The sequence below is a fragment of the uncultured Lawsonella sp. genome (genome assembly GCF_947252745.1).
Lineage (GTDB): Bacteria > Actinomycetota > Actinomycetes > Mycobacteriales > Mycobacteriaceae > Lawsonella.
Map to the genome: position 1 here is coordinate 269,172 of NZ_CAMXWW010000002.1, position 24,740 is coordinate 293,911.

Sequence of the window (24,740 nt, forward strand, 5' to 3'; positions counted from 1 at the left end):
GTGATCCCCGATCACGACCACACCGGCCTCGGTATTCTCGCGAAAACCTTTGAAGGCGAACCGCCCAAGTCGGACTCCTTCACGTTCAAGCGCGCCTTCGACGACCTCGTGGACGGCTGGAAATCCGACCAACTGTGGCTCCAATTGGGCTGGCAGGACATCAAGCAGCGCTACCGCCGCTCTACCCTCGGCCCCTTCTGGATCACCATCGCCACCGGCGTGATGGCCGTCGCCCTCGGCCTCCTCTACTCCCTGCTCTTCAAAGAGGAACTCTCCTACTTCCTCCCCCACGTCACCCTCGGCCTCATCCTGTGGGGCTTCATCGCCGGGTGTATCCAAGACGGCGCCCAGGTGTTCATCGCCAACGAGGGCCTCATTAAACAGCTGCCCGCCCCACTCAGTGTGCACGTCTACCGGCTGGTGTGGCGGCAAACGCTTTTCCTGGCCCACAACATGATCATTTACATCATCATGTTGATCATCTTCCGCCCCCACCTGGGATGGGATGCTCTCCTCTTCTTCCCCGCTCTGCTCCTCTTCCTGCTGAACGGCGTATGGGTGGCTATGTTCTTTGGCATTATCTCCACCCGTTTCCGCGACGTAGCCCCGCTGGTCGATTCGCTGGTGCAGCTGTGCTTCTACATGACGCCGATCGTGTGGACCACACATACTCTCTACGCTAATGAGACCATGTCCCAGCGCGCCCGCCTGGCCGAGATCAACCCCCTCTACCACTATCTGGAAATCATCCGGTCACCCCTCATGGGCATTGACGTTCCCGCCTACCACTGGTACATCGTCCTCGGGTTCACCGTCGTCGGCTGGGGCCTGATGCTCCTCGTCATGAAGAAGGCACGCGGCCGCGTGTCCTACTGGGTATAAGGGAGGAGACAGCACCACCATGAGCCGCAAAGAAAACCGTGCCGAAGCAGCCGCCGCCCGCGCCGCTAAACGAGCCGCCCGCCGCGCCGCCCACGTCAGCCTCTCCGACCGCCTCCACCGGCCCGCCCCCCGCACCACCGACGTCTCCATCGACACCTACGATGCCTGCGTCGACTTCCCCATCTTCGACGCCCGCACCCGCTCCCTGAAACAAACCTTCCTGGGAGCCGCCGGCGGCGCCATCGGGCGCAACAACAGCAACGTCGTCGTGGTGGAAGCCCTCAAAAACATCAACCTGCACCTGCGGGAAGGCGACCGGGTTGGCCTGGTCGGCCACAACGGTGCCGGTAAATCCACGCTTCTGCGCCTCCTCTCCGGCATCTACGAGCCCACCCGCGGCTCTGCCGACGTTCGCGGACGCGTCGCCCCCGTCTTCGACCTGGGCATCGGCATGGACCCAGAAATTTCCGGCTACGAAAACATCATCATCCGCGGCCTCTTCCTGGGGCAGACCCGCCAGCAAATGAAAGAGAAAATGGAGGAGATCGCCGAGTTCACCGAGCTGGGCGAATACCTGGACATGCCGCTGCGCACCTACTCCAGCGGTATGCGCATCCGCCTCGCCCTGGGCGTCGTCACCTCCATTGACCCCGAGATTCTGCTGCTGGATGAAGGCCTGGGTGCGGTGGATGCCGCGTTCATGCGGAAAGCCCGCTACCGCCTGAAGGACATGGTGCAGCGCTCCGGCCTGCTGGTGTTCGCCAGCCACTCCAACGAGTTCCTGGCGCAGCTGTGCGACAAGGCCATCTGGATTGACCACGGTGAGGCCGTGCTTGCCGGGTCCGTGGAGGAAGTGGTGCGCGCCTACGAAGGCAATGAGGCTGGCGACCACGTGGCCGGCATTATTGCGCAGATGGAGCGTGAGGACCGGGAACGCGGTGTCGACTCGCGCCGGCTGATTCTGCCGCAGGGTGTTGAGCAGCCAGGTACTGGTGACGGCACTGTGGCTGGCGACGGTGGCGCTGCAGCTGATGACGGCGCTAGTGCCGCTGGCGAACCGGGCGAAGGAGCATAGCATGCAGGTTGTCGGCGTCGTCGTCACCTACAACCGGGCGGACGTCCTCGGCCGCTCCTTGGACATCCTCGCCCACCAAAGCCGCCCCCTCGACCACCTCATCGTCGTCGACAACGGCAACGACCCAACCGTCAAAACACTGCTGGAGAACGCCGGCGCCACCGCCAACAACGGCACCGGCATGGCCGTCACCTACGTGCCCTCCCAGCACAACCTCGGCGGGGCAGGTGGTTTCGCCCTCGGCATGCTGCACGCCCTCGCCCTGGGTGCCGACTGGGTATGGTGCGCCGACGACGACGGCCACCCCGATGGGCCCGACGTCCTCCGCACCCTCCTCGACTGCGCCGAACGCTACCAGCTGGACCAGGTGTCGCCCGTGGTCTGCACCATCGACGACCCCAACACCCTCGCCTTCCCGCTGCGCCGAGGCCTGGTCTGGCGGCGCAAACGCGATGAACTTTTCGACGACGATGACCCCCAGCACCAGAACATTCTGCTACCCGGCATCGCCTCCCTAATGAACGGCGCCCTCTTCAGCGCCCGCTGCCTAGACACGGTTGGCGTCCCCGACCTGCGGCTGTTCATGCGGGGTGACGAAGTGGAACTGCACCGGCGGCTGGAACGCAGCGGCCTAAAATTCGGCACCTGCCTGGCCACCGCGTACCTGCACCCCAACGGGGCCGACGAGTTCAAACCCATTCTGGGTGGGCGGATGCACGCCCAGTACCCGGATAGCCCCGCCAAGCGCTACTACACCTACCGTAACCGCGGCTTCCTGATGGCCATGCCCGGCAAACGCAGCCTGCTCTTCCAGGAATACGCCCGCTTCACCTGGTTCTTCCTGGTGCAGCAGCGGGACCTTGCCGGGTTCCGGGAGTGGCGCCGGCTCCGCAAGCTGGGGCGCGCCGAAAAGCTCTACCGCATGCCGTAAGGCTGCCCTCTGGGTGAGGGCGGTGCAGCGCGTGCGGCGCATTAATACCGCCGGCGCGCACCATTAGCACGGCGGCAGGGGCACGGCGGCGCAGTAGCACGGCAGCTCAGCAGCTTAGCGTCCGCTAGCGCATGTGGAACGCGTCCACATGCATACGATCTGGGCTCACACCCTGCTCCAAGAAATACGTGGAATAGTCGGCGCACAAATCCGTCGGCCCGCACATATGGATGGTGATGTCCTCGCCGTACAGCGGAGCAGCCTCCCCCGCCACCGCCTCCGCACCGGACAACGCCACCGCCCCAGCCGTCGGCATCCCCGCCAACAGTGGCATGGACTCGTCACCCTCCAGCGGGAACGCAATGCGGTGAGCCTGCTGCGGAGTCAACCGCTCCCCACTCTCCGTATCCACCTCCACTAAGGTCAGCCAGCCCCACCCCTGCGCACACTCGCGCACCAGGTTCAGATACGCCGGCTTTTCCGACGGCCGATACGACCACACCAACGTCACATGGCCGGGGAAGTCCTCCCCCGCTGCCAGATTCAAATCCCGCAGCCACGCCACAAACGGGGTAATGCCTATACCACCAGCTACCCACAACTGGCGCACTCCACCATGGGCAGGGTGCGCGCCCCCACGCGGCGTGGACACCGTCACCGGCATCCCCTCGTACAGGTTATCCACCAGCCAACGAGAACCCTTCCCGCCAGCCTTAATGCAATACTCCACCTGGCGGTCCCAGGCCATACCCTGCGTCCGCATTCGCGACCCCACACCAACATGCTGAGTAGGGCCAGTACGGCCCACCACATTCGGAATAGACGTCATCGTAAACGGGTGGGGGCCATCCTTCTGCCCCGGTACACCCAGGTAGGAATACTGCCCAGCGGTATACCAGTAACTTACTGGGCGGCCTCGGTGCAGCCGCGGTTCCAACTCCACGTTCACAATGACCGTATCCGGGTTGGGGTAGGCCAACTTCACCACCGTGCCCGGGTAGAGGCGGTCCGTGCGGAACTGCTGCACCAACATCACCCGCAGTACCACCAGCGCGGCGGCAATCACCACCAGGCAGTAGGCCGACAGGAGACACGGCAGACCGGACGCACCAGCGTTCTCCGGTATGGACTGGTTGAGCACTGACGTCTCCCACATCTGCCATGCCAACACCGCCCACAGCACCACCGTCGCCGCATTAAACACCGGGTAGATGACGTCAAACGGAATGCGGGCAATCCACGCCCCCGGCCCCCGCCGCGGCGCCCGGCGCATATTCGGCCCCACATACCGCAGTACCGCCAGCACCGTCACCAGCACCAATATCACTAGCAGCACCGTGTCCGACACATGCTTGTCCACCGTATTATGGGTGCTTCCCAGGGCAGCGCGGCGCATCACGTACGCCAGCCACTCCACCGCCAAGCCCAGCAGTGTGGCGATCTTATTCCAGCGCAGCATCCCCTCCGCGCCATTAAAGGACTTGTTGACGCGTGGCATAGCGTCTAGCGCCCCAATGCCCGTCACCATCAACCACAGGCCCACCAGCTGCAGCACCACCACATGGAAGTCGTAGACGGCCTGCAATTCCACTCCACCCAGTTGGTCACCGTAGGCCAGCAGCACCAGCAGTACCGCGGCTAGGCAGGAGAGGAACATGCCGGAGTTCGCTTTCAGCACCTTAATGGTGGCGGAGACGAAGTAGCGGATTTTCTGCCCGGTGCTGGTGTGGGCTTCCGGGCTGCGCGGTGCGGCAATGCGGCGGGGCGCGGAGGTGGAGCTAGCATTGGTGACGGCGGCAGCGGCGCCGGACGCGTCTGCATTCTCGGCGGCAGAATTGGCGTCGGTGGGGTTGACGTCGATAGAGCTGGCGTCGGTGGGGCGTGGGGAAGTCATAGTGTTTAGAGTAGTCTTCTGGAACCTGGTTCCACGTATTGGTGGGCTGGTGACGGCGCTGATCCGCGTCCGGCGAGCAGGGTGTAACGTCTGTCCGGCGTGTTAACGATAAATGTCTTCGGCGAGCTCCAACGCCTGCCGCACACTAGTTTCACGGCGTGAAACATCACAGCTGTGGTGGGGTGGATGCGCCGGCACCCCCACCGGATGCACTACTGGCCACAGCGACCCAGCCGCCTGCACACTCTCATGCTTCACCGCATAATAGCCTTCCCCACGCGCGTCCACCGCCACGCCCTCACAGCCGGCAGCCGATGCTAACAAATGCGGGTGGAACCGCGTGGACAACCACCGCACCTGCTCCCCCACCGGCAGGCCCTCCCGCCACAACCGCGCAAACGGCACAAACTCCGCCCCCGGGAAAAACTCCTGCACCACATGCTGCCAAACGGCGTAATCCCCATAAGGAATACACTCCACCACCAGCAAATCCGGCCCCGTCACCTGCCACTCCGTCAACGTCTCCCGCACCCAGGACCACAGCGCCTCCTTATCCCCCACTAGATCCGACTGCACGCACAGTACTGTGGACCGGCCATGCGGCACCGGGTGGTACGGGAAACGGCCATGAGTATCTGCGCAGGACAGATGCTTCAACCCCCACTCCAACAACGGCAGGTCCGAAGTGGTGGCGGCGCCCGGCTCCGCGTTCTTCGCCAGGCTCGGATTCTTCGGCTGCCGCAATTTCTCCACCCAGCGCTCCCACGCCGGGCGAGCCGCCGCAGCGGCCTCCGCCGTAGCTCGCTCTTCCTCCTGACGCTGGTGGGCCTCCTCCAGAATTCCCAAGGCCACAGCCACCCACGTATCGTCCCCCACCAGGAAGAACTCCGCCCGCGGCAGCGGCTGGTGGGGCTGGCGCGTGCCCTCCTCCTCCAGCCGGGCCAAGCCATCCACCGCATGCTGCAACACGGCCGCACTGGCCGCATCACGCACCGTCACCACATCCGCCTGCAACAAGTAAGGCAGGATGATTCCCTGACGCTGCGGCATTAATCCAGCACCGGTTGCCACGAACAGTGGGCGCGGCTCCCCCTCCGGGCGCTCACGCTCCGCTACCGCCGCCACCGCGCCGACAATCGCCGCGTGGTGCGGCCACATGTCGTTCAGGTAGCCGCCCCCTACCACGTGCAGCACATCCGCATTGCCCACCAGGTCCAGGTTGGAGGCTAAGTCTGCCTGCGCCCCACCGTCCAGCACCCAGGAGCGGGTGAGCTCGCACAGTTCCACCAACTGGTCGATGTTGACCTCATCTGCGGTGACGGCCGTGTCGCCCTGCGGGAAAATCTGCCGGCCGGCCCGCTCCACCAGGTCCCACAGCGTATTGGTGACCACCAGGTTGGGGTGGAGGCCGCGCAGCAGGACGGCGGCTTTGCCGGGACTGTGGCAGTCCACGACGACGGTGGCGTCGGGTTGGGTGCGGGTGAGGTAGCGCAGCCAGGTGGCGACGATGAGTTCGTCACCCCAGTTGGGGACGCCGGCGGGGGCGACCAGGTAGATGGTACGGGGACGCTCCGCCTGCCAGGTGCGGCGGGGATGGTTCCGGAGGACGGACGAAACACTCACCTTTTCAGGCTAGCTAACTCGCCGCCGGGGTGCAGCGGAATCCCCGGCCGCACAGCGGATTGCTACCAAGCTGTTACCGCGCGGGAGCTAGCCGGCAGGCAACAGAGTTACCGGCAGGCAGCGGGGTTAGCGGACGCGGAAGATGACGGTGCGCTGCACGACGAAGTTCACAATCGTTGCCACAGCCTGGCCGATGACAAATCCAATCGTCTTCGCCCACAGGTGGCCCAGCGGCAGCGCCGCCTCATACACCACATGGAAAATTCCGACGTTCAAGCCGAAGGTGACGGCGTAGAGCAGACACACTGCCAACAGTCGCTTCGTCGAGTGGGCGGCCTGGAAGGTCCAGCGGCGGTTAATCATGTAGGCGGTGGTGGTGCCGCAAATGAAGGAGATAGCCTTCGCCACGGTGGGGTCTAGGCCCAGGTGGGAGAGCAGGAGGAGCAGGCCAAAGTCCACTACGGCAGACAGGCATCCGGTGATGAAAAAGCGGATGATCTGCGTTTTTAGGCTGGTGGTGCGGGGGGTCTCCCCTTCCAGCGGGACAGCCGTTACGTTGGTTGCGGCCATCATGGCCTCATCGGCATCGGCGATAAAGTCCTCGTCGCCCAGGGGTGGGTTATCCTGCTCAAACTGCTGCACGTTCCCTAGAGTAAACCCAATCATCTACCCACGCCACTCGGGCCGCTGCGCAAAAGCCCAGTTCTAGGCCTAAAATAGAGAGATCCCTAGCGCCCCTCGGAGAGTGAGGACCACTATGCTCCGCCGTGAACCCGTCACTTACCGCAGTTCCGACCGCAGTTCTATCTCAGGCCGCAGTTCCATCCCCCACGGCCGCTCCATCACTCATGGCCGTTCTACCACCAACCGTCACACCGCCAGTCGGATCGGCGGCACTCTCCTCAGCCTAGGGCTCATTACATCACTCTTGGCAGGCTGCACCATCCCCACCGCGGAGGAGCGGGCAGCTGGGACACAGGGCACCGCCGGCAGTTCCGCTACCCAGCTCCCCAAAGCCGGTGTGCCGAAGGGGCAAGGCCCCGCCACCATTAGCGACCAGCAGGCCAATGCGTTGCAGCAGCAGTGGCAGCGTTTCATCGCCCAGTACCCGGATGCCAGCCTCAGCATGACGCTGCTTCCAGTGGGCGCCCAGCGCGGCACTGCTCCCCTGGAGCTTGGGTTTGCCCCCAGTGTGGCAGCGGCGGAAACTTTGCGCGTACCCATTTCTCTTGCGGCAGTTCAGAAGTCGGGTGGTGACGGTGATGTGGGCGGGGACCTGATTACTGCCCTCAACGCGAACGATGCGAAAGCGGCGGCCCGTCTGTGGGCGTCGTTGGGCAATGACGCCCAGGCGGCGAAGGCCACCACGGAGGCTTTGCGGCAGGCCGGAGACACGGTAACGAAGGTGCAGAAGGCGGAGCCGCTGCGCAGCGAGTGGCTGCCCGCGAACCAGGTGCGGTTTGCGGCCGGTTTGGCGTGTCTCCCGGCGGCGGAGTACATCCGCTCCGCAATGGCGGCCGCAAACCCGGACCAGCAGTTCGGTTTTGCGAATTACGACCAGGCTCAATTGAGCAGCGGCTGGGTAACGGTGAAGGGCGCCACCACTGTGCGACAGATGGTGATCCTGGATGTGGGCGGGCCCGGCTTCGTGACGCTGTCGGTGACGGCGCGCGCGAAGGACGGAAAGAAGGAGTCTGCGCAGGTGCTACTCACACGGATGGCGAAGTGGTTGATGCACCAGCTGCGGAATGTGCCCGCGGGCCGCTGTCCCTAGTTTTTACCGTAGAGGCGTTCCCAGTTGGCGCGGGAGGTCAACTCCCCAAAGGCATCCTGGTACTGCTTGGCCACGTCATTTGCTTCCCGCTTGAATCGGCGGATCAGCGCATCCAACTCGTGGGTCTGCTGGCGGTGCAAGTCCCGCTTGAAGGCGCGCCGGCGCACGACTGCCTGGGAGGCGTCGGTCACATACACATCCTGGTACAGGGAGGTGTTCCACCAGGCGGCGTCCTCGTAGGGGACGATGGTGGGGCCGGGGATACGCTTGTTGAACATTGCCTTCAGGATACGCTTCAGCATGACAGCCTTTTCCCAGCGGGCGGCCGGCGGCGGGGCGGTGCGGCCAACGCGGGCTACCGGGGGTACGTCATCCAGGTTGGTGGGGCGGGTCTCCGGGAATTCGGCGCGATCCCTATTGATGCGGGCGACGGCATCCTGGCCGCCGTCGTGGAGTCCTTCGGGGCCGCGGAGGAACCCGCGCACGGCTGCCATGTGGGTGTAGGCCAGACCGTACTGCATTCCGAGGATTTCGCGGCGAATGTCTGCCAGGGTGTTTTTTGCGAGGGCTTTGGGGTCGAATCCGGGTTCCAGGGCGGCGGTAATGAGGCCGTTGCGCATGGAGAAAAAGTGGCCGAACCCGTCGACGTCTTTCCAGTAGAAGTCGGCGTGCCAGACGGCGGCGCCGGGGAGGGTGACGGTGGGGATGTTGTGGCGGCGGCCGCGGAGCGAGTATTCGACGTCATCCCACTGGAAGAAGAAGGGCATGGGGAGGCCCATGCGGTGGACGGCTTCGGAGGGGATGAGGCAGGACCACCAGCCGTTGTATTCGGCGTCGAGGCGGCGTTCCGGTAGTTCCCCGTCCACCATGCTGGTGTTGGTGATGCCGTGCGGGTCGGTGAGGGTGCCGCGGCGGAGGGAGCGGAGGTCGACGCCTTCGGCGGAGGCGAGGAGGAAGTCCGGGTTGAAGAGGAACATCATTTGCGCGCCGACGATGGTGGGTGTGCGGGTGAGGGCCGCGAAGGAGCGCATGCGGACGACGGTTTCAGGCTCGACGCGGACGTCGTCATCCATGAGGAGGACGTCGACGGGGGTGTCGTGTTCGGTGGCTTCGAAGATGCCGCGGGTGAAGCCGCCGGCGCCGCCCAGATTGGGTTGTTGGATGTAGTGGAGGATGCTGCCGAAGGTTTCGGCAGCTTCCTGGAATTTGGTCTGTTCGCAGACGTGTTGGGTGCCTTGGTCGGTGACGTAGAGTTCGTCGATGAGGGTGCGGACGAGGCTGTCGTTGGCGAGGGCGGAGAGGGTGGCGGCGCAGTCGACGGGCCGGTTGAAGGTGCAGACGGCGATGGCGAAACGGCGGCCAGTGTAGGTGCTGTTGGCGACGGCGTCTTGGGAGTTTTCGTCTCCGGTGGCCCCGGCGGCTACTTCGGCGTTGCTGCCGGTGGCGGGGGCGAGGGTGAGGGAGTGCCATTCGACGTCGCTGATGCGGGATTTACCTTCGCGGGCGGTGAATTCGAGCCAGAGGGAGCCGCCGTCGTGGAAGCTGTTAAGGGGGACGGTGAGGGAGAAGGTGTCAGAGCCTTCGTGGATGGCTTCGCCGATGGTGCGTTCGTGGCCGCCGATGTCGGAGGCGCGGACGAGGATGGTGGTGTGGACGTTGGGGTCTGCGGAGATGGTGCCGGTGACTTCGACGGCGGTGACGCGGGTCCAGCGTTGCCAGTAGGAGGCGGCGAAGCGGCCGAAGTAGGTGTTGGTGGTGAGTGCTGCCCCGCCGTCGATGGTGACGTGGTGGCGGGCGCGGAGCGCGTTGCCGGAGCAGTTTCGAGCGTAGAGGTCTTGGTTCACCCAGGCGCGGGGCCCGGTGAAGAGAGTGCGCTGTAGCAGCATGCCTTGGCACCTTCCCGATGCGGCAAAAAGAGGGGGTTACCCACTCACATTAGCCTATATATGAGGTGTCGCCCCAAGCCAGGCGGCTTGGGGCGACAATCTTAAGGTATGTACCTCAGTAATTAGTTGAGATGAGCCAACGGAATTACTTCTTGGATGCTTCCTTGGCGGCGGCGGCGGCGTTGCGGCCGGCGCGACGACCGGAGAAGAAGCAGTCAGCAATGGACAGACCAGAGACGTAGGAGTTGGAGCAGACACCGACGGCGTTGCGGCCAGCGGCGTACAGGCCCGGGATGTCCTCGCCCTTGTCGTTCACGACGTTACCGGTCTTCTCGTTTACCTGGAGGCCACCGAGGGTGAGGCCGGGTGCCGGGTACATGAGGCCATTCAGAATGTTGTTCGGAATGTTGGAGATGTCGACGGCGTAGAACGGAGCCTTAAGAACAGGGCTCGTCAGGTTCGGAGCCTTGTGGTAAGGATCGCCGGTGCCATCGGCAATGCCCTTGTTGTACTCGTCAATGGTCTTGCGCAGGCCTGCGGGATCCACACCGGTCTTCTTGGCGAGCTCTTCGAGGGTGTTCGCCTTCTTGTGGCCGAGGGTGTAGATGTAGAGGGCCATTGCCCAGTGGAAGATCTGAGACTGGGAAGGAACCTGCTTCAGAGCCTTGATCCACTGGTTGTGGTCGAGGATGAGGCGGCAGTTAGCGCCGTACTCACGGACCATAACGTTGGAGTGGGTTGCACCGTAGAGGTCTTCGTTGGTAACACGGTGGCCGTTGGTACCAACAGAAACGCCCTCGATGAAGGCCTCCGGCGGGGAGATGAAGCGCCAAGAGGTAGCCTTGTCCATCTGAGCGATGGCGCCACCGGCGCTCTGGCCTAGCATGATGCCCTTGCCGCTATCGCCGCCAGTTCCCAGCGGGGTGATCTTGGCGTAAGGACCGGTGTACTTCTCCATCCACGGGGTGTTGTAGGCGAAGCCACCAGCGGAGAGAATCACAGCGTCGCAATGGACGGTGTAGTCTTCCTTGCCAGCCTTCCAGATGGCATCGGTGAGCTTGTCAGCCGGGCGGCCGATCTGATCGGGGAAGAAGTTGCCAAGCTTGGCGGTCAGTTTGGTGACAACCCAGTGCAGCTTCATAAGCTTCTCGCTGTTAAGCGCGGAGAACTTCACGCCGACAACCTTGCCGTTTTCGATAACCAGATCGGAAACGCGGGCGACGGGGAGGAAGGTGACACCCTTCTTCAGAGCGGAGTCCTTGAGGCTGTTGTACAGTACCTTGCCGGACTTCAGGCCGGAGGCCTTGGCACGGTGGCCGCGGGGGGCCGGGTAGGCGTGCTCGTTGTAGGGGTAGGCCTTCTCGTTACCGGAGTAGTACAGGTAGTGCTTGTCGGTGGGGTAGGAAGCCTTGTAGGGGCACAGCGAGGAGTCGAAGCCCACGCCGTTTTCCTTCAGCCACTCGATCATGCCGGGGGACTGTTCGCAGAAATCGCGGAGGGTGTCGTCGGAGACAACGCCCTGAGCTTCCTGCTTGATGTAGTTGAACATGTTCTCGACGGTGTCCTCGACGCCAGCACCCTTCTGAACAGAGGTGCCGCCGCCGGCATAGACGATGCCGCCGGAGAGACGGGTTGCGCCACCGCCAATGGAGAGGTCGAGAGCGAGGACACGGGCACCATTGTCTGCAGCCTCGATAGCTGCAGCGGCACCAGCGCCACCGAAACCAACGACGACTACGTCGAAGGAATCGTCGGGGATGAGTTTCTTCTTAGAAGACAACTTATTTCCTCCTAATTAATTTTATGGGGAATTGAAGGCCCTCCGCCTATCAAGCGGAGAACGATCAGGGGAAAGATCAGAGTTCGAGCTGCGCCAGGAACGGGCTGCGCTCGGCGATGACGTCGTAGTTCCAAACGTTGCGGACTTCCTTCGGGCACCAGTGGCCGGCCTTGAGGACGGCGAATGGGCTGGCGTCGAATTCGTAGCCCATAGCACCTTCCCAACGAAGAGCCTCGTAGGGATCGCCGCTGTACTTCTTGGACAGCAGCTTGCCGCCGCGGAACTTGGCAGCTTCCTGCAGTTCCTTGACAGTGAGGTCCTTGATTTCCTTGCTCTCGTCGTAGCCGTGATCGAGGTAGGTAACTTCCTTCGAGGGGCTCGGCGGAACGAAGGAGTCCCAGTCACCGATCTTCTTCCACTCGTCGTAGCCACCGAAGTAGGCGGACATGCCCTTAGGATCCTTGTGCTTGATGAAGCGCAGCATGCCGCGATCTTCATTGAGGATCGGCTTCATCACAAAGTTCTTAATGATGGGGCCGGGGACGTAGCCAGCGAGCTTGAAGGTTGCCGGGGCGGCGTTGACCATACGGTCAATAGCCTTCTGCGGGTCAGCACCGGAACGGAAGGGAACGAGTTCCTCCAGGTAATCGGAGTCTGCGTACCACTGACCGTGGAAGTTGCGGTTGGCGTACCAGTTGAAGTCGTACCACTTGCGCATGTCGGCGCCGAAGGCGGCAACCATGCGGGAGTAGATCTCGTAGTTGGTGAAGCGCCAGGGTTCGCCGGAACCGAGGTTGTATACGCCACGCCAGAACTTGGGGTTGACGTTGTCGTTGGTGACGATCTGACGGACCAGTCGAGCAGCGTCCTCAACGAGGATCCATTCGAGCACACCGTTCATGGCGGTGTGGGTCATAATCGGGTCCTGAATGAGCACAACGCCCGGGTGGAAGATGCCGGAGGAGCGGAGCCAGGCCCACTTCTTCAGACCGGAGTGAATGAGCATCTTCTCGGCGATGATCTTGGACTGTGCGTACTCTTCGAACTTGGAGGGCCACAGCGGGTCGCCAACGCGGCCCCAGTGGTGCGGAGGGTTACGGTCGCCGGTCTGGGCAACAGAGCCAATGCCTATAACGCCGATCTCATCCGGGTTCGGCTGAGCCTTGACAGCCTTGATGATGTTACGAACGGCACCAACGTTGACCTTATGGGTAAGGGCGTGGTTAGCGTCAGCAACCGGGGAGACCATGCCACCGAGGTGGATCACATAGTCAGCACCGTCGACGCAGCGCTTGACGGCCTCGTAGTCAGTGAGGTCACCAATAACGATTTCCAGGTTGTCCTGGGCCTCGAATTCCTTGCGGAGATCGGGATTCTTGTCGTAGTCGGTGGGGAGAATGAGGGCAACAACGTCTACCTTGTTTGCCACTTCAGCCAGTGACCGGAGAGCGAAGCGCCCCCAGTTACCGAAGCCACCAGTCAGAAAAACTTTCGTTTTCTTGTTCTGAGCCATTTAGGACTTCTCCTAGTTGTGGGGTGTAACGGCCATGTCGTTTACTAGTCTAGGTTTACACCAATTCTTTTGGCTCGGTTTACGCAACTATTGACAAACGTCCCCGGCGAAAACGCTGTGAGCGGCGAAAATATAAAGTGGCCGAGGCCAGTTTTCGGAATTGTTGTGACCGAAATTCCAATGTGAAAATGCCAAAACTTTCCATTGCTGACATCTCCTGTCATGTCGTTTTTACCTGGCCTCTGCCCACGTTTAACGACCGTGAGGGGCATTTTTGGGCTTATCCACAGTTTCTTCCGTCATTCTTTACCCTTCCTACCAGCACTATTAAGGGTCACCTAACTATAGTTGAGACAGAATTGCGCCATTATAGGAGAATTACGATCGAATTTGGTCAGATTTTCGATTAATTAATGTCACACCACTTAATGGCAACACCCCCTTTGGCCTCCACGGCTATTTGATTACCTTTTCTAAACACTCTTTAGGCATTAAAAACTCGTTACAGATGATGGTGAAATGTAGTGTAGCTACCCCCTGTGAACACTCTGCCCCGCCCGGCATGAGAGGGTATTCTCACCCCCTCCCACAGGACTCATCACCCTCTTAGAGACCTCTTATATATAGGGAAATTGACAGATCCGCTAAAATTCGCTCCTAGCTGCAACAATCTCTGAGCGGCTACCCATTGTGATTTAGGTAACATAAGATGAGAACCATGTCAGGTGAGTATTTCCTCAAGAAACTGTTTGCGGGCGCTGCCACCATCGCCCTCGGAACAAGCTTCGCGAGCATCGGAGCACCGCAGGCCCACGCCGCCACCGCCACCAAGACGGCACCCCTCTCCTGCCGCACCAACGGAGCCCCGATGGGATACAACGTCACCCGCGACATGCACACACGCCTCGTCGTCAGCGGCCCCGACAGCGTCAAGGCCGGCGACAAAGCCACCGTCCGCGTGGAATACCTGCCCGACGCCACCCCTGGCACCGAGTCCATCGCCACCATGGAAACCATGCAGGACATCGTCGTCCGCTTTACCCTCAACGACCCCAGCAGTTTCGTCACCGCCCGCGCCGTAAGCGCCGGCAAAAACCTTGCCAAACAACCCCAGATCAGTCTGGTCGGCGGCAACACCCTGGTACTGTCCGGCGTGGCCGTCAACGTCAACGGCCACGCCACCCACTGGGCCCCACCCGCCCTGGAACTCACCTTCACTGCCCCCAGCGACGGTGACCCCCTGAAAACCCTGCATCTGGCTGTCGAAGGTGCTGCCGGCAAATTCAACAACCCCGCCAACGCCATGACCATGCGCGCCCGGACCCGCAGCGAGCTGGGCGAAACCACCGTCCAAATGAACTGCCAAGCCCGGTCCGACGCCAGCAGCGTCCTCACCATCCCGGTGACTGACGCCAAAGACAGCAGCTCCACCCCCGTCTCCGACAGTATTGCGGGCACCTCCCACAAGGGTGACGGCACTGCCACCGGCAAAGACGGCAACAACAGTAGCGACCACGGCGCCACCAGCAAGAACGGCGGCAAGGGAACCGCAAACACTCACGCCACCACTGGCAGCAAAGGTGACGGCACCGGCACTGGGAACACGGAGGGCCACGGCGCTGGAAACACAGACGGCACTACCACGACACCTGACGGCCTCCAGCGTTTGGACAGCGACGTGTACGCCGAAGACGTCACACCCGTGAGCAACAAAGCCCCCACCTGGCTGACCGCCCTCATTAGTGTGTTGGCCGTGGGCGCGGTGGGCGCCGTAGCGTACAAGCTCTACCAGAACTACCGCGACCGCGACGACGACTAGCAACGCGCGGCTACGGGATTCCGTCTTGTACGGCACCTACAGCCGCCCCCTCACCGCCGCTGTACAGAGCCGCGCGCGGCTATAGGTTTCCGCTTACCACGGCACGCACCGGGCGTGGTGCGCTCCTCGTGTGAGATGCGTTACACGAACCCGTCACCTCCCAGAAAACCAGTGATAAAGGGGTAAATTTTCGCATTACAGCCCCTGCTCACCGCCCTACAATGAGGGCATGCCCAAAAACCACCTGTTCACAAAATTGGCCGCAGCTACGCTCGTGGCTGGCCTCGCAGCAAGCTTCGCAGTACTCGGCGCCCCCGCCGCCCACGCTGCGACCGTCACCAAATCGGTGAAACTATCCTGCCGCACCAACGGCGCCCCCATGAAATACAACGTCACCCGCCCCATGAACGCTGACATTGTCATCACCACCCCCGACAACGTCAAAGCCGGCGAAAACACCGTGGTCCGCGTGCAATACGTGCCAGAGTTGACCCCTGGTAAAGAATCCATCGCCACCATGAAACAACTGAAGGACATCGTCGTCCGCTTCACTCTGGACGACCCCAGCGCCTTCGTCACCGCCCAAGCCGTCGGCCCCGGCAAATTCATGATGAACCCCGCCACCGTCAGCCTGGTCGGCGGCAATATGCTGGTGATGTCGGGAATGAACGCCGCCGTGAACGGCAAGGACACCGCCTGGCAGCCGCCCGCCCTGGACATCACCATGAAAGCCCCCAAAGACGGCAACGTGCTGAAAACCGTCCACCTGACAGTGGAGGGCCCCTCCGGCGAATTCAACAACCCGGCCAACGCCATGACCATGAAAACCGTCACCGACAGCATCCTGGGCGAACTGACCATCCAGCTCAACTGCCAAGCCCAAAGCGGGCCGGAAACATACGCCACCGTTCCCGTCGTGAACAGCGGCACCAATGCCCCCGGCTCACAACCGGCCCTCGGCAAGCCGGGCGCCTCCGGCAAGGCCAACTCTGCCTCCAATGCCACCGGCCACGGAAAGAAAGGCCCCAACTCCGCCCAACAGAACGGAAGCGTCACCAACAACGAGTCCAACCCAACGGTCGCAACTGACGCCAACGGACTCCAACGCGTAGACCAAGACATCTACGCCGAAGAGTTTAAGGGCGGTGGAACCCCCGGCTGGTTGATCGCCGTAATCGTCATCGTCTGCCTCGCCGCGGCTGGCGGCATCGGCTACGGCATCTACTACGGAGTCAAGAAGAAGGGCAAGCAGAAGAGCTAGCTCTCCTCCACACCCCCACACTATAGAAGTGCCCCCTCGACACGTGGTCGAGGGGGCACACTGCTGCAATCGGATAATGGGGTGGAGCCGACAGAAGTGATTAATGGGGCGGATCCAGCGGGGGAGGGCGGCGACACCATGAACACTCAACCGCCGCCGACGCCCACGGAGGACCCACCCAGCGATTTGGTCAGTTCCGCGCCATCAAGGGCAGCAGCCGGTAGATAAGGTCCACCATTTTCTCTGGGAACATCTCCAAGGCCAGCAAAGCCGCCCCAGAGTTCTTGCGGTAGCGCAAGCGCGGGTGCTTCGTGTCCAGAATTTTCACCACCACTTCCGCCAGTTCCCGCGGGTCGCCGGAATTCTCTAGCGTGCTATCCATCATGGGTCGCATGGTGGAGAGGGCTTTCTTGAAGCGGGTGGTGTTGGTGTAAACCCGATCGAAGTCTGTTCGGAGGTTACGGGTGAGGTCGGTGGCGTAGGAGCCAGGCTCAACTTTCACCACGCGCACCCCACAGTACATGGCTTCGCGGCGGAGGGAATCGTTGTAGCCCTCCACTGCTTTCTTGGACATGGTGTAGGCACCGGCGAAGGGCTGCGCCGTCATCCACCCTGTTGAGGACGACGTATTAACAATGATGCCTTTGGCCTTCTCCACCATGTCGAAGAACGTGGCGTTAACACGCACCATACCAAGGGCGTTCACCTGGACGATGCGCTCACAGTCCTCAATGGGAGTGCCCTCAATGAGGGAGGCGAAAGCGGACAACCCGGCCATATTGACGATGGCATCCAGGTGGTCGGTGTGGTGTTGTATCTCTTTCCGGGCGGCTCGCACGCTCTCAACATCGGTGACGTCCATATGTATAGGTGTGATGTTGGGAAGGTTGGTGGCGAGTGCGTCGAGGCCGGCCATGTCGATGTCGGCGGCGTAGACGTGCCATTTGCCCCTTGTTGCCAACAGGGTGACGACGCTGCTACCAAGCCCGCCGGCTGCTCCCGTTAGTAGCACATTTTTCATGATGTTCCGTTCTGCCAAAGAAACCGGCTCCCAGCTGCCGTGGAAGGCGGTGTTTCTGTAGTTCAGTTTAGGTGTGAGGGGGAGGGGCAAAGTTTGCTTTGAAACGTGATTAAAGTCATTCACTAACGGTGTTCATGGGGTGGCGGCATTTGGGTAGCGTGTGGGTTGGCTTAACGCGGTGGGCTGTCTCTCTGGTACTGTGGTTTCGCTCTGCTGCTGGCCCCCACCCTCTGCGCCTTCACACTGGGCAAGGGCGCCTGGCTCCAGCACCGCGCCCACACGCTGGCCCTGTGGTGCATGTTCGCACAAACCGTCCCCGCCTTCATTGACAAGGGTGAATTCGCCGTGCACTCCACCTACAACCCGACGGTGATGTGGGTGTGGGGCTTCGCCGCGCTGGTGACCAACATTGCCGTCTTTATCTTCATGCTCTACCGCGTGTGGAAGAAGAAGATGAACCCCTACACCAACGATATTTACGCAGGCCTGGGCGCCTACGACGAGGTGAAGGCGATGTCCGCCCCGGTGTGGGAAGGCTCCAAAGAGGCCGTTCTGGCCGCCGAGCCAGCCACCAACGCCCCTGCCGCCAAGAACGCAGGATAGATAAGGTAACCGAAGCGGCTCGCCGGCATGAGCAGCATGGCTACCATGAGGCCCACCGCGCACACCCAGAAGGTGCGTGCCATAGTGGCCGGCGGGCACTTCACCATCCACAACAGCATGGCCACCCCGGCGAGCAGCAGAAGACTCCGCGACACCCACACCCCCACTGGTCCGGTGGACGCGATGAGCTGCCCCGGGGTGGCTCCTTGTGCGGAGGACTTCACCACGGAGGAACCAGTGGTGTAGCGAATAATATTCTCCGCCATGGCGTCTGGGTTAGCCAGGTAGAACGGCAGATAGGCGGCGAGGGTGACGAGCACCAGCACCGCGAGGAAGGCGACGAACTGCCCCGGCGAGGTTGTGACAACGGCTGCCTCTGAAACCGGCCCAGCCTCAGCCTGTGCAGCTGGCTTCGCACCCGTGCGCGCTACCCGGCTTTTCCAACTGCGGTAGCCCAAGGAGATAGCAACCACGAGTACTACCGGCAGCGCCGTCATCTTCATGCCGAGTACTACCACGCCCGCTAGCGCCGCCAACACTGAGTGCCCCCGGAATGCAGCCACCACACAGAGGAGCAGCAGCGCCACCACTACCAGGTCCAAACCGGCGGCCACCACGTTCATGGTGACGGGGGGTACTGCCACTAGCACGAGGAGAGCTTTTTCGGGGATGCGGGGGCGACCCGCCAACAGCCACGTGACCAGCAGCACCAGTGCCGCCACCAGGGTGGTATAGAGACGGGCGTCAGTCCACCAGTGGGTTCCCCACCACCCTGCCGGCAGCCCGAAAACTGCCATTAGAGGAGAATAGGGGTTGTAGTCCGACACGTGCGGGTGGGGAAAGCTGGCGACATCCAGGTAGGGGGAACCAGTGCGGAGCAGCAGCCGACCTGCCCGCTCGACCACCGCGGTTTCCATATTCGCGCCACATTCTTGGGACACCAGCGGGCACGCCATCTGGGCACGGACAATAACCCCATAGACCATGGACCCCGCGGCCGACGCCAGGAGAAAGATGCCGTAGATCCAGCTGCGTACACGTGGGGTGGACCGTTGACAGCTGCCGACCGCAACGAGCGAGAGTAGCGCAAGCCCAGCACAAGTAGAGGTGACGAGACCCCACAGCCGGTAAGAGATGACAGCGTTAGCGGGGGTGAGGGCGAACACCAGACCCACGATGCCCACAGTAAGCAGTAGGACAGAGCCGCCCACGCGGCATACAAGGGGGCGATCAGTGTTGTACCTGGAGGAAAGCCACGCAGCCATGTGCATAATTCTACCGTTTCGTTAAAACAACTTCGGAAACAGCTTAGTAAACACCTTTACATCTCTTGGTCACTCACTGCATTACATAAATGCTGCATACATCCCATCCCCCCCCATCAAACGACCAATTTGTCCTGGTCTAATGAATAACTGAACAACGGCAAACAGCTTTTTTCGATATCCATAAACCTATTACCGAGTGATATTCTCATTTGCGGGTACTGGTGGGCGTTTTACGCTCATTGGTGCTTGACTTATTCAATTGTTCGGCTTTGGAGAAAGCTATGAAAGGTTTTTTCAAGGCGGCTACAGTAGCTTCCGCTGCAGCCGCCCTGTCACTCGCCCTTGGTGGCGGTGTGGCAGAAGCTCAAGGAGTAGAGGGACCCCCTCTGCTCCTGAAACCACTCCAGTCGTCAACGTCCTCAGCATCGATAGTCACACGACCACACACAGTCTGAAAACTATCGATTTTCTTGAGAAGGATAAGCCGGCCATGCCGGCGGTCCCGACTGGTGATGTTCTCGACTTTCTGGCGCAATCCGTCAACTTAGCTGGCCGCGATGTTCTTAAGGGTGGCCTCAAGACACCCTCCCTCAACACCACAAAAAACAGTGCACCCAAAGGTGACAACACCAAGGGTGACACCACCAAAGGTGCCAACAACACTAAAGGTGCGAAGGGCGATAACGGCCAAAACTCCAGTGACGACCAAACGCCACAGGAGAAAATTCAAAAATTTGTTAAAAAGGTCGCACCAGGCGCCAAAAGCAGTGCCCTTGACGGGGCAGGCATCGGCGCCCTCGCGGCCATCCCCGGCGCAATAGCAGGAGGCGGCCTTGGTGCCGCCATCGGCTACCTCGCCGGACACGTCGTGGGCAGCATGCCCTTCGCCATCCTTGGCGGGGTACCCGGAGCACTCATCGGTGCCCCACTGCTCACCATCCCCGGCGCACTAGTAGGTGGCACGGTAGGACTGCTTGCATCCCTCCTACCCGCTACTCTTCTCGGCGCTCCTGCAGGCCTTTTCATTGGAGGTCCCCTCGGGTTCCTCCTGGGCGGCCCTGCAGGATCCCTCCTGGGAAGCCTACTGGTGGGCCCCGCCATTGTTGCATTCTTCGGTGCACCCCTGAATGCCATCGCTAGTTGTATTGGGACGAAAGTCCTGGGAACTATCGGTGGTGCTCTTGCGGGTAGCCTCGGTGGTGCCGGCCTGTTCGGCATCCCCGCAGCTATTCTGGGAGCTATTGCCGGCTCGCTCATTGGCCGTTGGTTTACGGGACACCTCTTCGGTATCCCCGCAGCCATCGCTGGTTTGATTGGCGGCGGACTAATCGGTGCCCTCGTTGGCACCATCCCCGCCGCTCTGCTCGGATTCCTTCCCGGCTCCGCCCTAGCATCGCTTGCTGGAGGACTTGCCGGAAAGGCACTCGGAATTGCCCTCCTAGGTATTCCGAACGCCCTTCTTGGAGGAGTTTTGGGTGCCATCATTAGCGGCGCGCTTGTACTTGGAGCAACCCTTCTACTCGGCCTGGGCCGCAAACTTCTTGTGTGGCTCTCTCCTGTAGACCTTGCTCTGGGTCTTCCAGGTTTCATCCTGGGGCCGATCTTCCTGCCGTACCTCCGTATGCTCGCCACACCAGCACTTATTGCTGCAGGTTTTATCGGCATGCTCGTTATCGGCATTGCCACCATTTGGGTTCTGTACGGAATTGCAGCAGCTATAACTATCAGCGCCGGTTTCTTGACTGGCCCGCTGGCCATCGTTGTTGTGCCTGGCCTCGCGCTGTTGTGGCTCGGACTGGGACTATACCCTGGTATTTCCACCGCTATTGGCGCTGGAGTAGGTGCGCTTGTCCTGCTTGGACTCTTTTTGCTCTACCTAGCTCCGTCGGTTTTCCTGCCGCTCCTGTACCTGTTCCCGATTGGTCGCCTGGTCCCAGGTACCATCGGGCTGGTACTCGTCACCCTCGCCCTCGGATTTGGATGGCTCGGCTACCAAGCTGTCCTCGTCCTCCTCTCCGCTGGCTCGTGGGTCGTCGGTGCCCTCGTCGGGCTCTTCGCAGCAGCGTCTGGAGTGATTTGGCTAGCCGGTTGGATCGTAACCCTCGGACTCATCGCGGCCGTGTTCATTCCTGTCCTCGGCCCCATTGTGTTCGTGGCGAACTTCCTATTCCTCCCGGTCGTCTGGCTTGTCCGCAAGGCAGCATTCATCTGCATGGTCGGATTCGGCATGTTCGCGGCCTACAACTTCGTATGGCCGATCGCAATGGCTATCCTGCCTTCATACGCAGGTGTACTGCTGATCGTCGGCGGAGCTTGGGGACTCGGTGTTCTGTTCACCCTCCTGTCTCCGCTCACCGGTTACGCGCTGAACGTACTCGGTTGGAAGATTGTCCGTAGCCTTGCTCACGGCGGAATTTTCGGTCTCCTCGCCCTCGGTACTACCCCTCTGGGTGCACTTATCGGCGGCATCATCGGCGCCCTCGTCGGCGGTCTCTTGGTCCCCGGTAACCTGCTCGGCCTCGGGCTGGCCATGCTTGGAGGTGTCCTGGGCGGCTTCGTTGGAGTTCCCCTACTCTCGGTCGCACTGACCGGTTCCATCGGATCCGTTATCGGTGCTCTGGGACTGGGTCTTTCTAGCCGCGCCATCGGACACATCGTTGGATTATTCATCGGTGGTTTCAACGGCGCTGCTCTGCTCGGTATCCCGGCTGCTCTCCTCGGAGCGCTTCTCGGTGTACTGCCTGGAGCCCTTGCTGGCCGTATTGGTGCCATCATCCTCGGAACAATCCCCTCGCTTCTGATCGGTGGCTTCCTCGGATTGATCGGCGGAGCCCTGCTGGGCATCCTCCCCGGTGGCTTCTTCGGCCACATCGCCGGCCGTGTTATCGGCCTCGGTGCGGGTCTGCTCGGTGGCTTCTGGCTTCCAGCACTTGGCATCAACGGTCTCCTTGGTGTTATCCCTGGTGTCATTCTGGGCATCCTCGGTGGCAAACTCCTCGGGTTCGTTCTCGGTGGCGCCATCGGTGGCGGCCTGGTTGGTTTCCTTCCTGGGGTCATCCTGGGTGTTGTGACGGCTGTTATTGGTGCTCTTATTGGCGGCATCTTGGGCAGCCTGCTGGGTATCCCCGGTTCCATCATTGGTGCTCTCGTGGGTAGCCTTGCCGGTACCTCCGGCGCCACCTTCCTCACCATCGTTGTTCCCGCACTGCGCAAGAAGGCCAAGGAACTTGGTCTCCCCGTCAGTGACCTCAGCGATGAGGAAGAAATCCAGGAAATCACCATGACGTTCAACGCCGTGTTCCCCTACGCCAAGCGCGGTCTCATCACCGGGCTTGTCTTGGGTGCACTCGCAGCCGTGGTAGCAGCCATCATTGGTGCTGGCATCGGCGCCCTCATCGGCGCACTTCCCGGTGCCCTCACCCTCAACTTCATCCTCGCAGGGATCGGAGCGCTGGTCGTCGGAACTATCTTCGGCGCCACCGTTGCAGTAATCGCCCTCGGGGCTGGAGCTGTGCTCGGCACCATCATTGGTACTGCCATTGGTGTTGCCAACTACAAGAACAAGAAGAGCAATGCTGCTCCTTCCGCCTCTGTGAAGGTCAAGAAAGGCAACAAGGCCAACAACGCGAAGAAAGCCCCCAAGGCTGGAAACGCCAAGAAGGCCAACAAGAGCGCAAAGAGGACTGGGAACTCCCAGACTGACTACGCACTCGCTGCCTAACACTCGCAGAGGTGACGTGAATGTGACGCTACATTTCCCCCAGCACACCACTGGACGAAACCACTAGCACCACACCACACAAACACAACAAAAAACTGGGGTGCCCCACCGAAAGGACCGGGGCACCCCAGTTTTTTGTCATCAGCACTGGCAAGGCGGCACACGTCACAGTGTTGTCCCTACGGGCGGAGCTGTGAAGCGAGTAGACTCGTAACGAAACTATGAACTCATGGAGGACAACAGTGAGCAGTCTGTCACACCCCCCATATGACCTGCACACCGAGGCAAAAACCCTGACCGGCTGGGGACGCACCCAGCCCTCCACTGCCCAGGTGCTCTCTGCCAGCAACCCGGAAGAGATCATCCGTGCTGTCAGTATGGTTGCCGAAGATAACGAGACCAAGCCCAGCTACCTGAAACGCGGCGTCATCGCCCGCGGCCGCGGCCGCTCCTACGGGGACCCTGCCGCCAACTCCGGTGGCCTCGTCATCGACATGGAACCCCTCAACACTATCCACAGCATCGACCCAGATACGGCCCTGGCTGACGTGGATGCTGGTGTTACCCTCGACCAGCTGATGAAAGCAGCCCTGCCCTACGGCCTTTGGGTCCCTGTCCTCCCCGGCACTCGCCAGGTGACTATCGGCGGCGCTATTGGCCCCGACATCCACGGCAAGAACCACCACTCCGCCGGCTCCTTCGGCAACCACGTTCGCAGTATGGAACTGCTGGTTGCTGACGGCCGCGTACTCCACCTGGAGCCGAAAGGTTCCGCCGACGACCCCGACGGCAGCCTCTTCTGGGCCACCGTGGGCGGCATGGGCCTCACCGGTATTATCCTGCGCGCCACCATCGAGATGACCCGCACGGAGACCGCCTACTTTATTGCGGACGGCGACGTCACCCACACCCTGGACGAGACCATCGCCTTCCACTCCGACGGCTCCGAGGTGAACTACACCTACTCCTCCGCCTGGTTCGACGCCATCAGCGCCCCGCCGGCACTCGGCCAAGCCACCATCTCCCGCGGCTCCCTGGCCACCCTGGACCAGCTCAAGGAATACGCCCCCAAGCTGGCGAAGGACCCACTGAAGTTCAACGCCCCCCAGCTGCTGACCGTCCCCGACGTGTTCCCCAACTGGTGGATGAACAAGTACATGATGATCGCCATCGGCAAAGCCTACAGCGCCATGGGCGGCACCTACCGCAACAAGATCAAGAACCTCACGCAGTTCTACCAGCCGCTGGACCTCATCGGTGAGTGGAACCGCGGCTACGGCTCTAACGGCTTCCTGCAGTACCAGTTTGTGGTGCCGCGCGAGGCAGTGGACCCGTTCAAGGAGATCATCTACGACATCCAAAAGTCCGGCCACTACTCCGCACTGAACGTTTTCAAACTGTTCGGTGACGGCAACCGGGCGCCGCTCTCCTACCCGATGCCGGGCTGGAATGTGTGCGTGGACTTCCCCATCAAGGCCGGCCTGGGCGACTTCCTGGATGACCTGGATGCCCGCGTTGCCGAGTTCGGCGGCCGCCTGTACCTGGCGAAGGAATCCCGCACCAGTGCGGAGATGTTCCACAGCATGTACCCGCGGATGGACGAGTGGATTGCCACCCGCCGCCGTATCGACCCCGATGGTGTGTTCATGTCCGACATGGCCCGCCGCCTGGAACTGAACTAGTTCCCCC

At 61.6% G+C, this 24,740-nt stretch carries 17 protein-coding genes; 9 read left to right on the top strand and 8 right to left on the bottom strand.

Features of this window, described 5'->3' with window-relative positions; all coding sequences use genetic code 11:
- Positions 1–33: 33 nt before the first annotated feature.
- The 3 genes from Q0X28_RS03405 (at position 34) to Q0X28_RS03415 (ending at position 2,888) form a co-directional block, all read left to right on the top strand.
- A complete protein-coding gene (locus tag Q0X28_RS03405) occupies positions 34–882 on the top strand; it encodes an ABC transporter permease (RefSeq protein WP_296239531.1) in 849 nt (282 codons plus the stop codon).
- 148 nt (positions 883–1,030) lie between these two features.
- Positions 1,031–1,957 (top strand): ABC transporter ATP-binding protein, encoded by a 927-nt coding sequence (locus tag Q0X28_RS03410; protein WP_298576683.1) that lies wholly within the window; start codon positions 1,031–1,033, stop codon positions 1,955–1,957.
- Position 1,958: 1 nt separating this feature from the next.
- Positions 1,959–2,888 carry a glycosyltransferase gene (locus Q0X28_RS03415; protein ID WP_298576686.1) on the top strand — a complete coding sequence of 310 codons (930 nt, stop codon included), beginning with the start codon at positions 1,959–1,961 and terminating at the stop codon, positions 2,886–2,888.
- Positions 2,889–3,012: 124 nt separating this feature from the next.
- Here the strand turns inward: Q0X28_RS03415 and Q0X28_RS03420 are convergent, their stop codons facing one another.
- The 3 genes from Q0X28_RS03420 to Q0X28_RS03430 form a co-directional block, all read right to left on the bottom strand.
- Positions 3,013–4,782 carry a hypothetical protein gene (locus Q0X28_RS03420; protein WP_298576538.1) on the bottom strand — a complete coding sequence of 590 codons (1,770 nt, stop codon included), beginning with the start codon at positions 4,780–4,782 and terminating at the stop codon, positions 3,013–3,015.
- 102 nt (positions 4,783–4,884) lie between these two features.
- Complete coding sequence (locus Q0X28_RS03425) at positions 4,885–6,405, bottom strand: polysaccharide pyruvyl transferase family protein (protein WP_298576539.1); 1,521 nt, start codon at positions 6,403–6,405, stop codon at positions 4,885–4,887.
- 126 nt (positions 6,406–6,531) lie between these two features.
- Positions 6,532–7,071 (bottom strand): GtrA family protein, encoded by a 540-nt coding sequence (locus tag Q0X28_RS03430; protein WP_298576540.1) that lies wholly within the window; start codon positions 7,069–7,071, stop codon positions 6,532–6,534.
- A gap of 91 nt (positions 7,072–7,162) precedes the next feature.
- Here Q0X28_RS03430 and Q0X28_RS03435 point away from each other — a divergent pair, with 91 nt between their 5' ends.
- The gene (locus Q0X28_RS03435) at positions 7,163–8,179 is read left to right on the top strand and encodes a hypothetical protein (protein WP_298576541.1); all 1,017 of its coding nucleotides are present in this window, start codon (positions 7,163–7,165) and stop codon (positions 8,177–8,179) included.
- Here the strand turns inward: Q0X28_RS03435 and Q0X28_RS03440 are convergent.
- From Q0X28_RS03440 to Q0X28_RS03450, 3 genes are all read right to left on the bottom strand, one after another.
- Positions 8,176–10,065: a glycosyltransferase gene (locus Q0X28_RS03440; RefSeq protein WP_298576542.1), complete on the bottom strand. Its 1,890-nt coding sequence runs from the start codon at positions 10,063–10,065 to the stop codon at positions 8,176–8,178. The two genes, Q0X28_RS03435 and Q0X28_RS03440, sit on opposite strands and share 4 nt — an antisense overlap.
- 145 nt (positions 10,066–10,210) lie before the next feature.
- Complete coding sequence (locus Q0X28_RS03445) at positions 10,211–11,845, bottom strand: FAD-binding protein (protein WP_298576543.1); 1,635 nt, start codon at positions 11,843–11,845, stop codon at positions 10,211–10,213.
- Positions 11,846–11,921: 76 nt separating this feature from the next.
- The gene (locus Q0X28_RS03450) at positions 11,922–13,358 is read right to left on the bottom strand and encodes an NAD(P)-dependent oxidoreductase (protein ID WP_296239516.1); all 1,437 of its coding nucleotides are present in this window, start codon (positions 13,356–13,358) and stop codon (positions 11,922–11,924) included.
- A 718-nt stretch (positions 13,359–14,076) separates the two neighbouring features.
- Here Q0X28_RS03450 and Q0X28_RS03455 point away from each other — a divergent pair.
- Positions 14,077–15,177 carry a hypothetical protein gene (locus Q0X28_RS03455; RefSeq protein WP_298576544.1) on the top strand — a complete coding sequence of 367 codons (1,101 nt, stop codon included), beginning with the start codon at positions 14,077–14,079 and terminating at the stop codon, positions 15,175–15,177.
- A 229-nt stretch (positions 15,178–15,406) separates the two neighbouring features.
- Complete coding sequence (locus Q0X28_RS03460; protein ID WP_298576545.1) at positions 15,407–16,438, top strand: hypothetical protein; 1,032 nt, start codon at positions 15,407–15,409, stop codon at positions 16,436–16,438.
- A gap of 190 nt (positions 16,439–16,628) precedes the next feature.
- Here Q0X28_RS03460 and Q0X28_RS03465 read toward each other — a convergent pair whose 3' ends face one another.
- The gene (locus Q0X28_RS03465; protein ID WP_298576546.1) at positions 16,629–17,477 is read right to left on the bottom strand and encodes an SDR family NAD(P)-dependent oxidoreductase; all 849 of its coding nucleotides are present in this window, start codon (positions 17,475–17,477) and stop codon (positions 16,629–16,631) included.
- 225 nt (positions 17,478–17,702) lie between these two features.
- On the opposite strand from Q0X28_RS03465, the gene Q0X28_RS03470 reads away from it, so the two are divergent.
- Entirely contained in the window at positions 17,703–18,062 is a 360-nt protein-coding gene (locus tag Q0X28_RS03470) for a DUF5692 family protein (protein WP_298576688.1), read from the top strand.
- Here the strand turns inward: Q0X28_RS03470 and Q0X28_RS03475 are convergent.
- Positions 17,954–19,327, bottom strand: a complete 1,374-nt coding sequence (locus tag Q0X28_RS03475; protein WP_298576547.1) for a hypothetical protein — start codon at positions 19,325–19,327, stop codon at positions 17,954–17,956. The two genes, Q0X28_RS03470 and Q0X28_RS03475, sit on opposite strands and share 109 nt — an antisense overlap.
- A gap of 493 nt (positions 19,328–19,820) precedes the next feature.
- Between Q0X28_RS03475 and Q0X28_RS03480 the strand changes: the two genes are divergently transcribed.
- Both Q0X28_RS03480 and Q0X28_RS03485 read left to right on the top strand, forming a co-directional pair.
- Positions 19,821–23,051, top strand: a complete 3,231-nt coding sequence (locus tag Q0X28_RS03480) for a hypothetical protein (RefSeq protein WP_298576548.1) — start codon at positions 19,821–19,823, stop codon at positions 23,049–23,051.
- Positions 23,052–23,293: 242 nt separating this feature from the next.
- Complete coding sequence (locus tag Q0X28_RS03485) at positions 23,294–24,733, top strand: FAD-binding oxidoreductase (protein WP_298576549.1); 1,440 nt, start codon at positions 23,294–23,296, stop codon at positions 24,731–24,733.
- Positions 24,734–24,740: the final 7 nt, after the last annotated feature.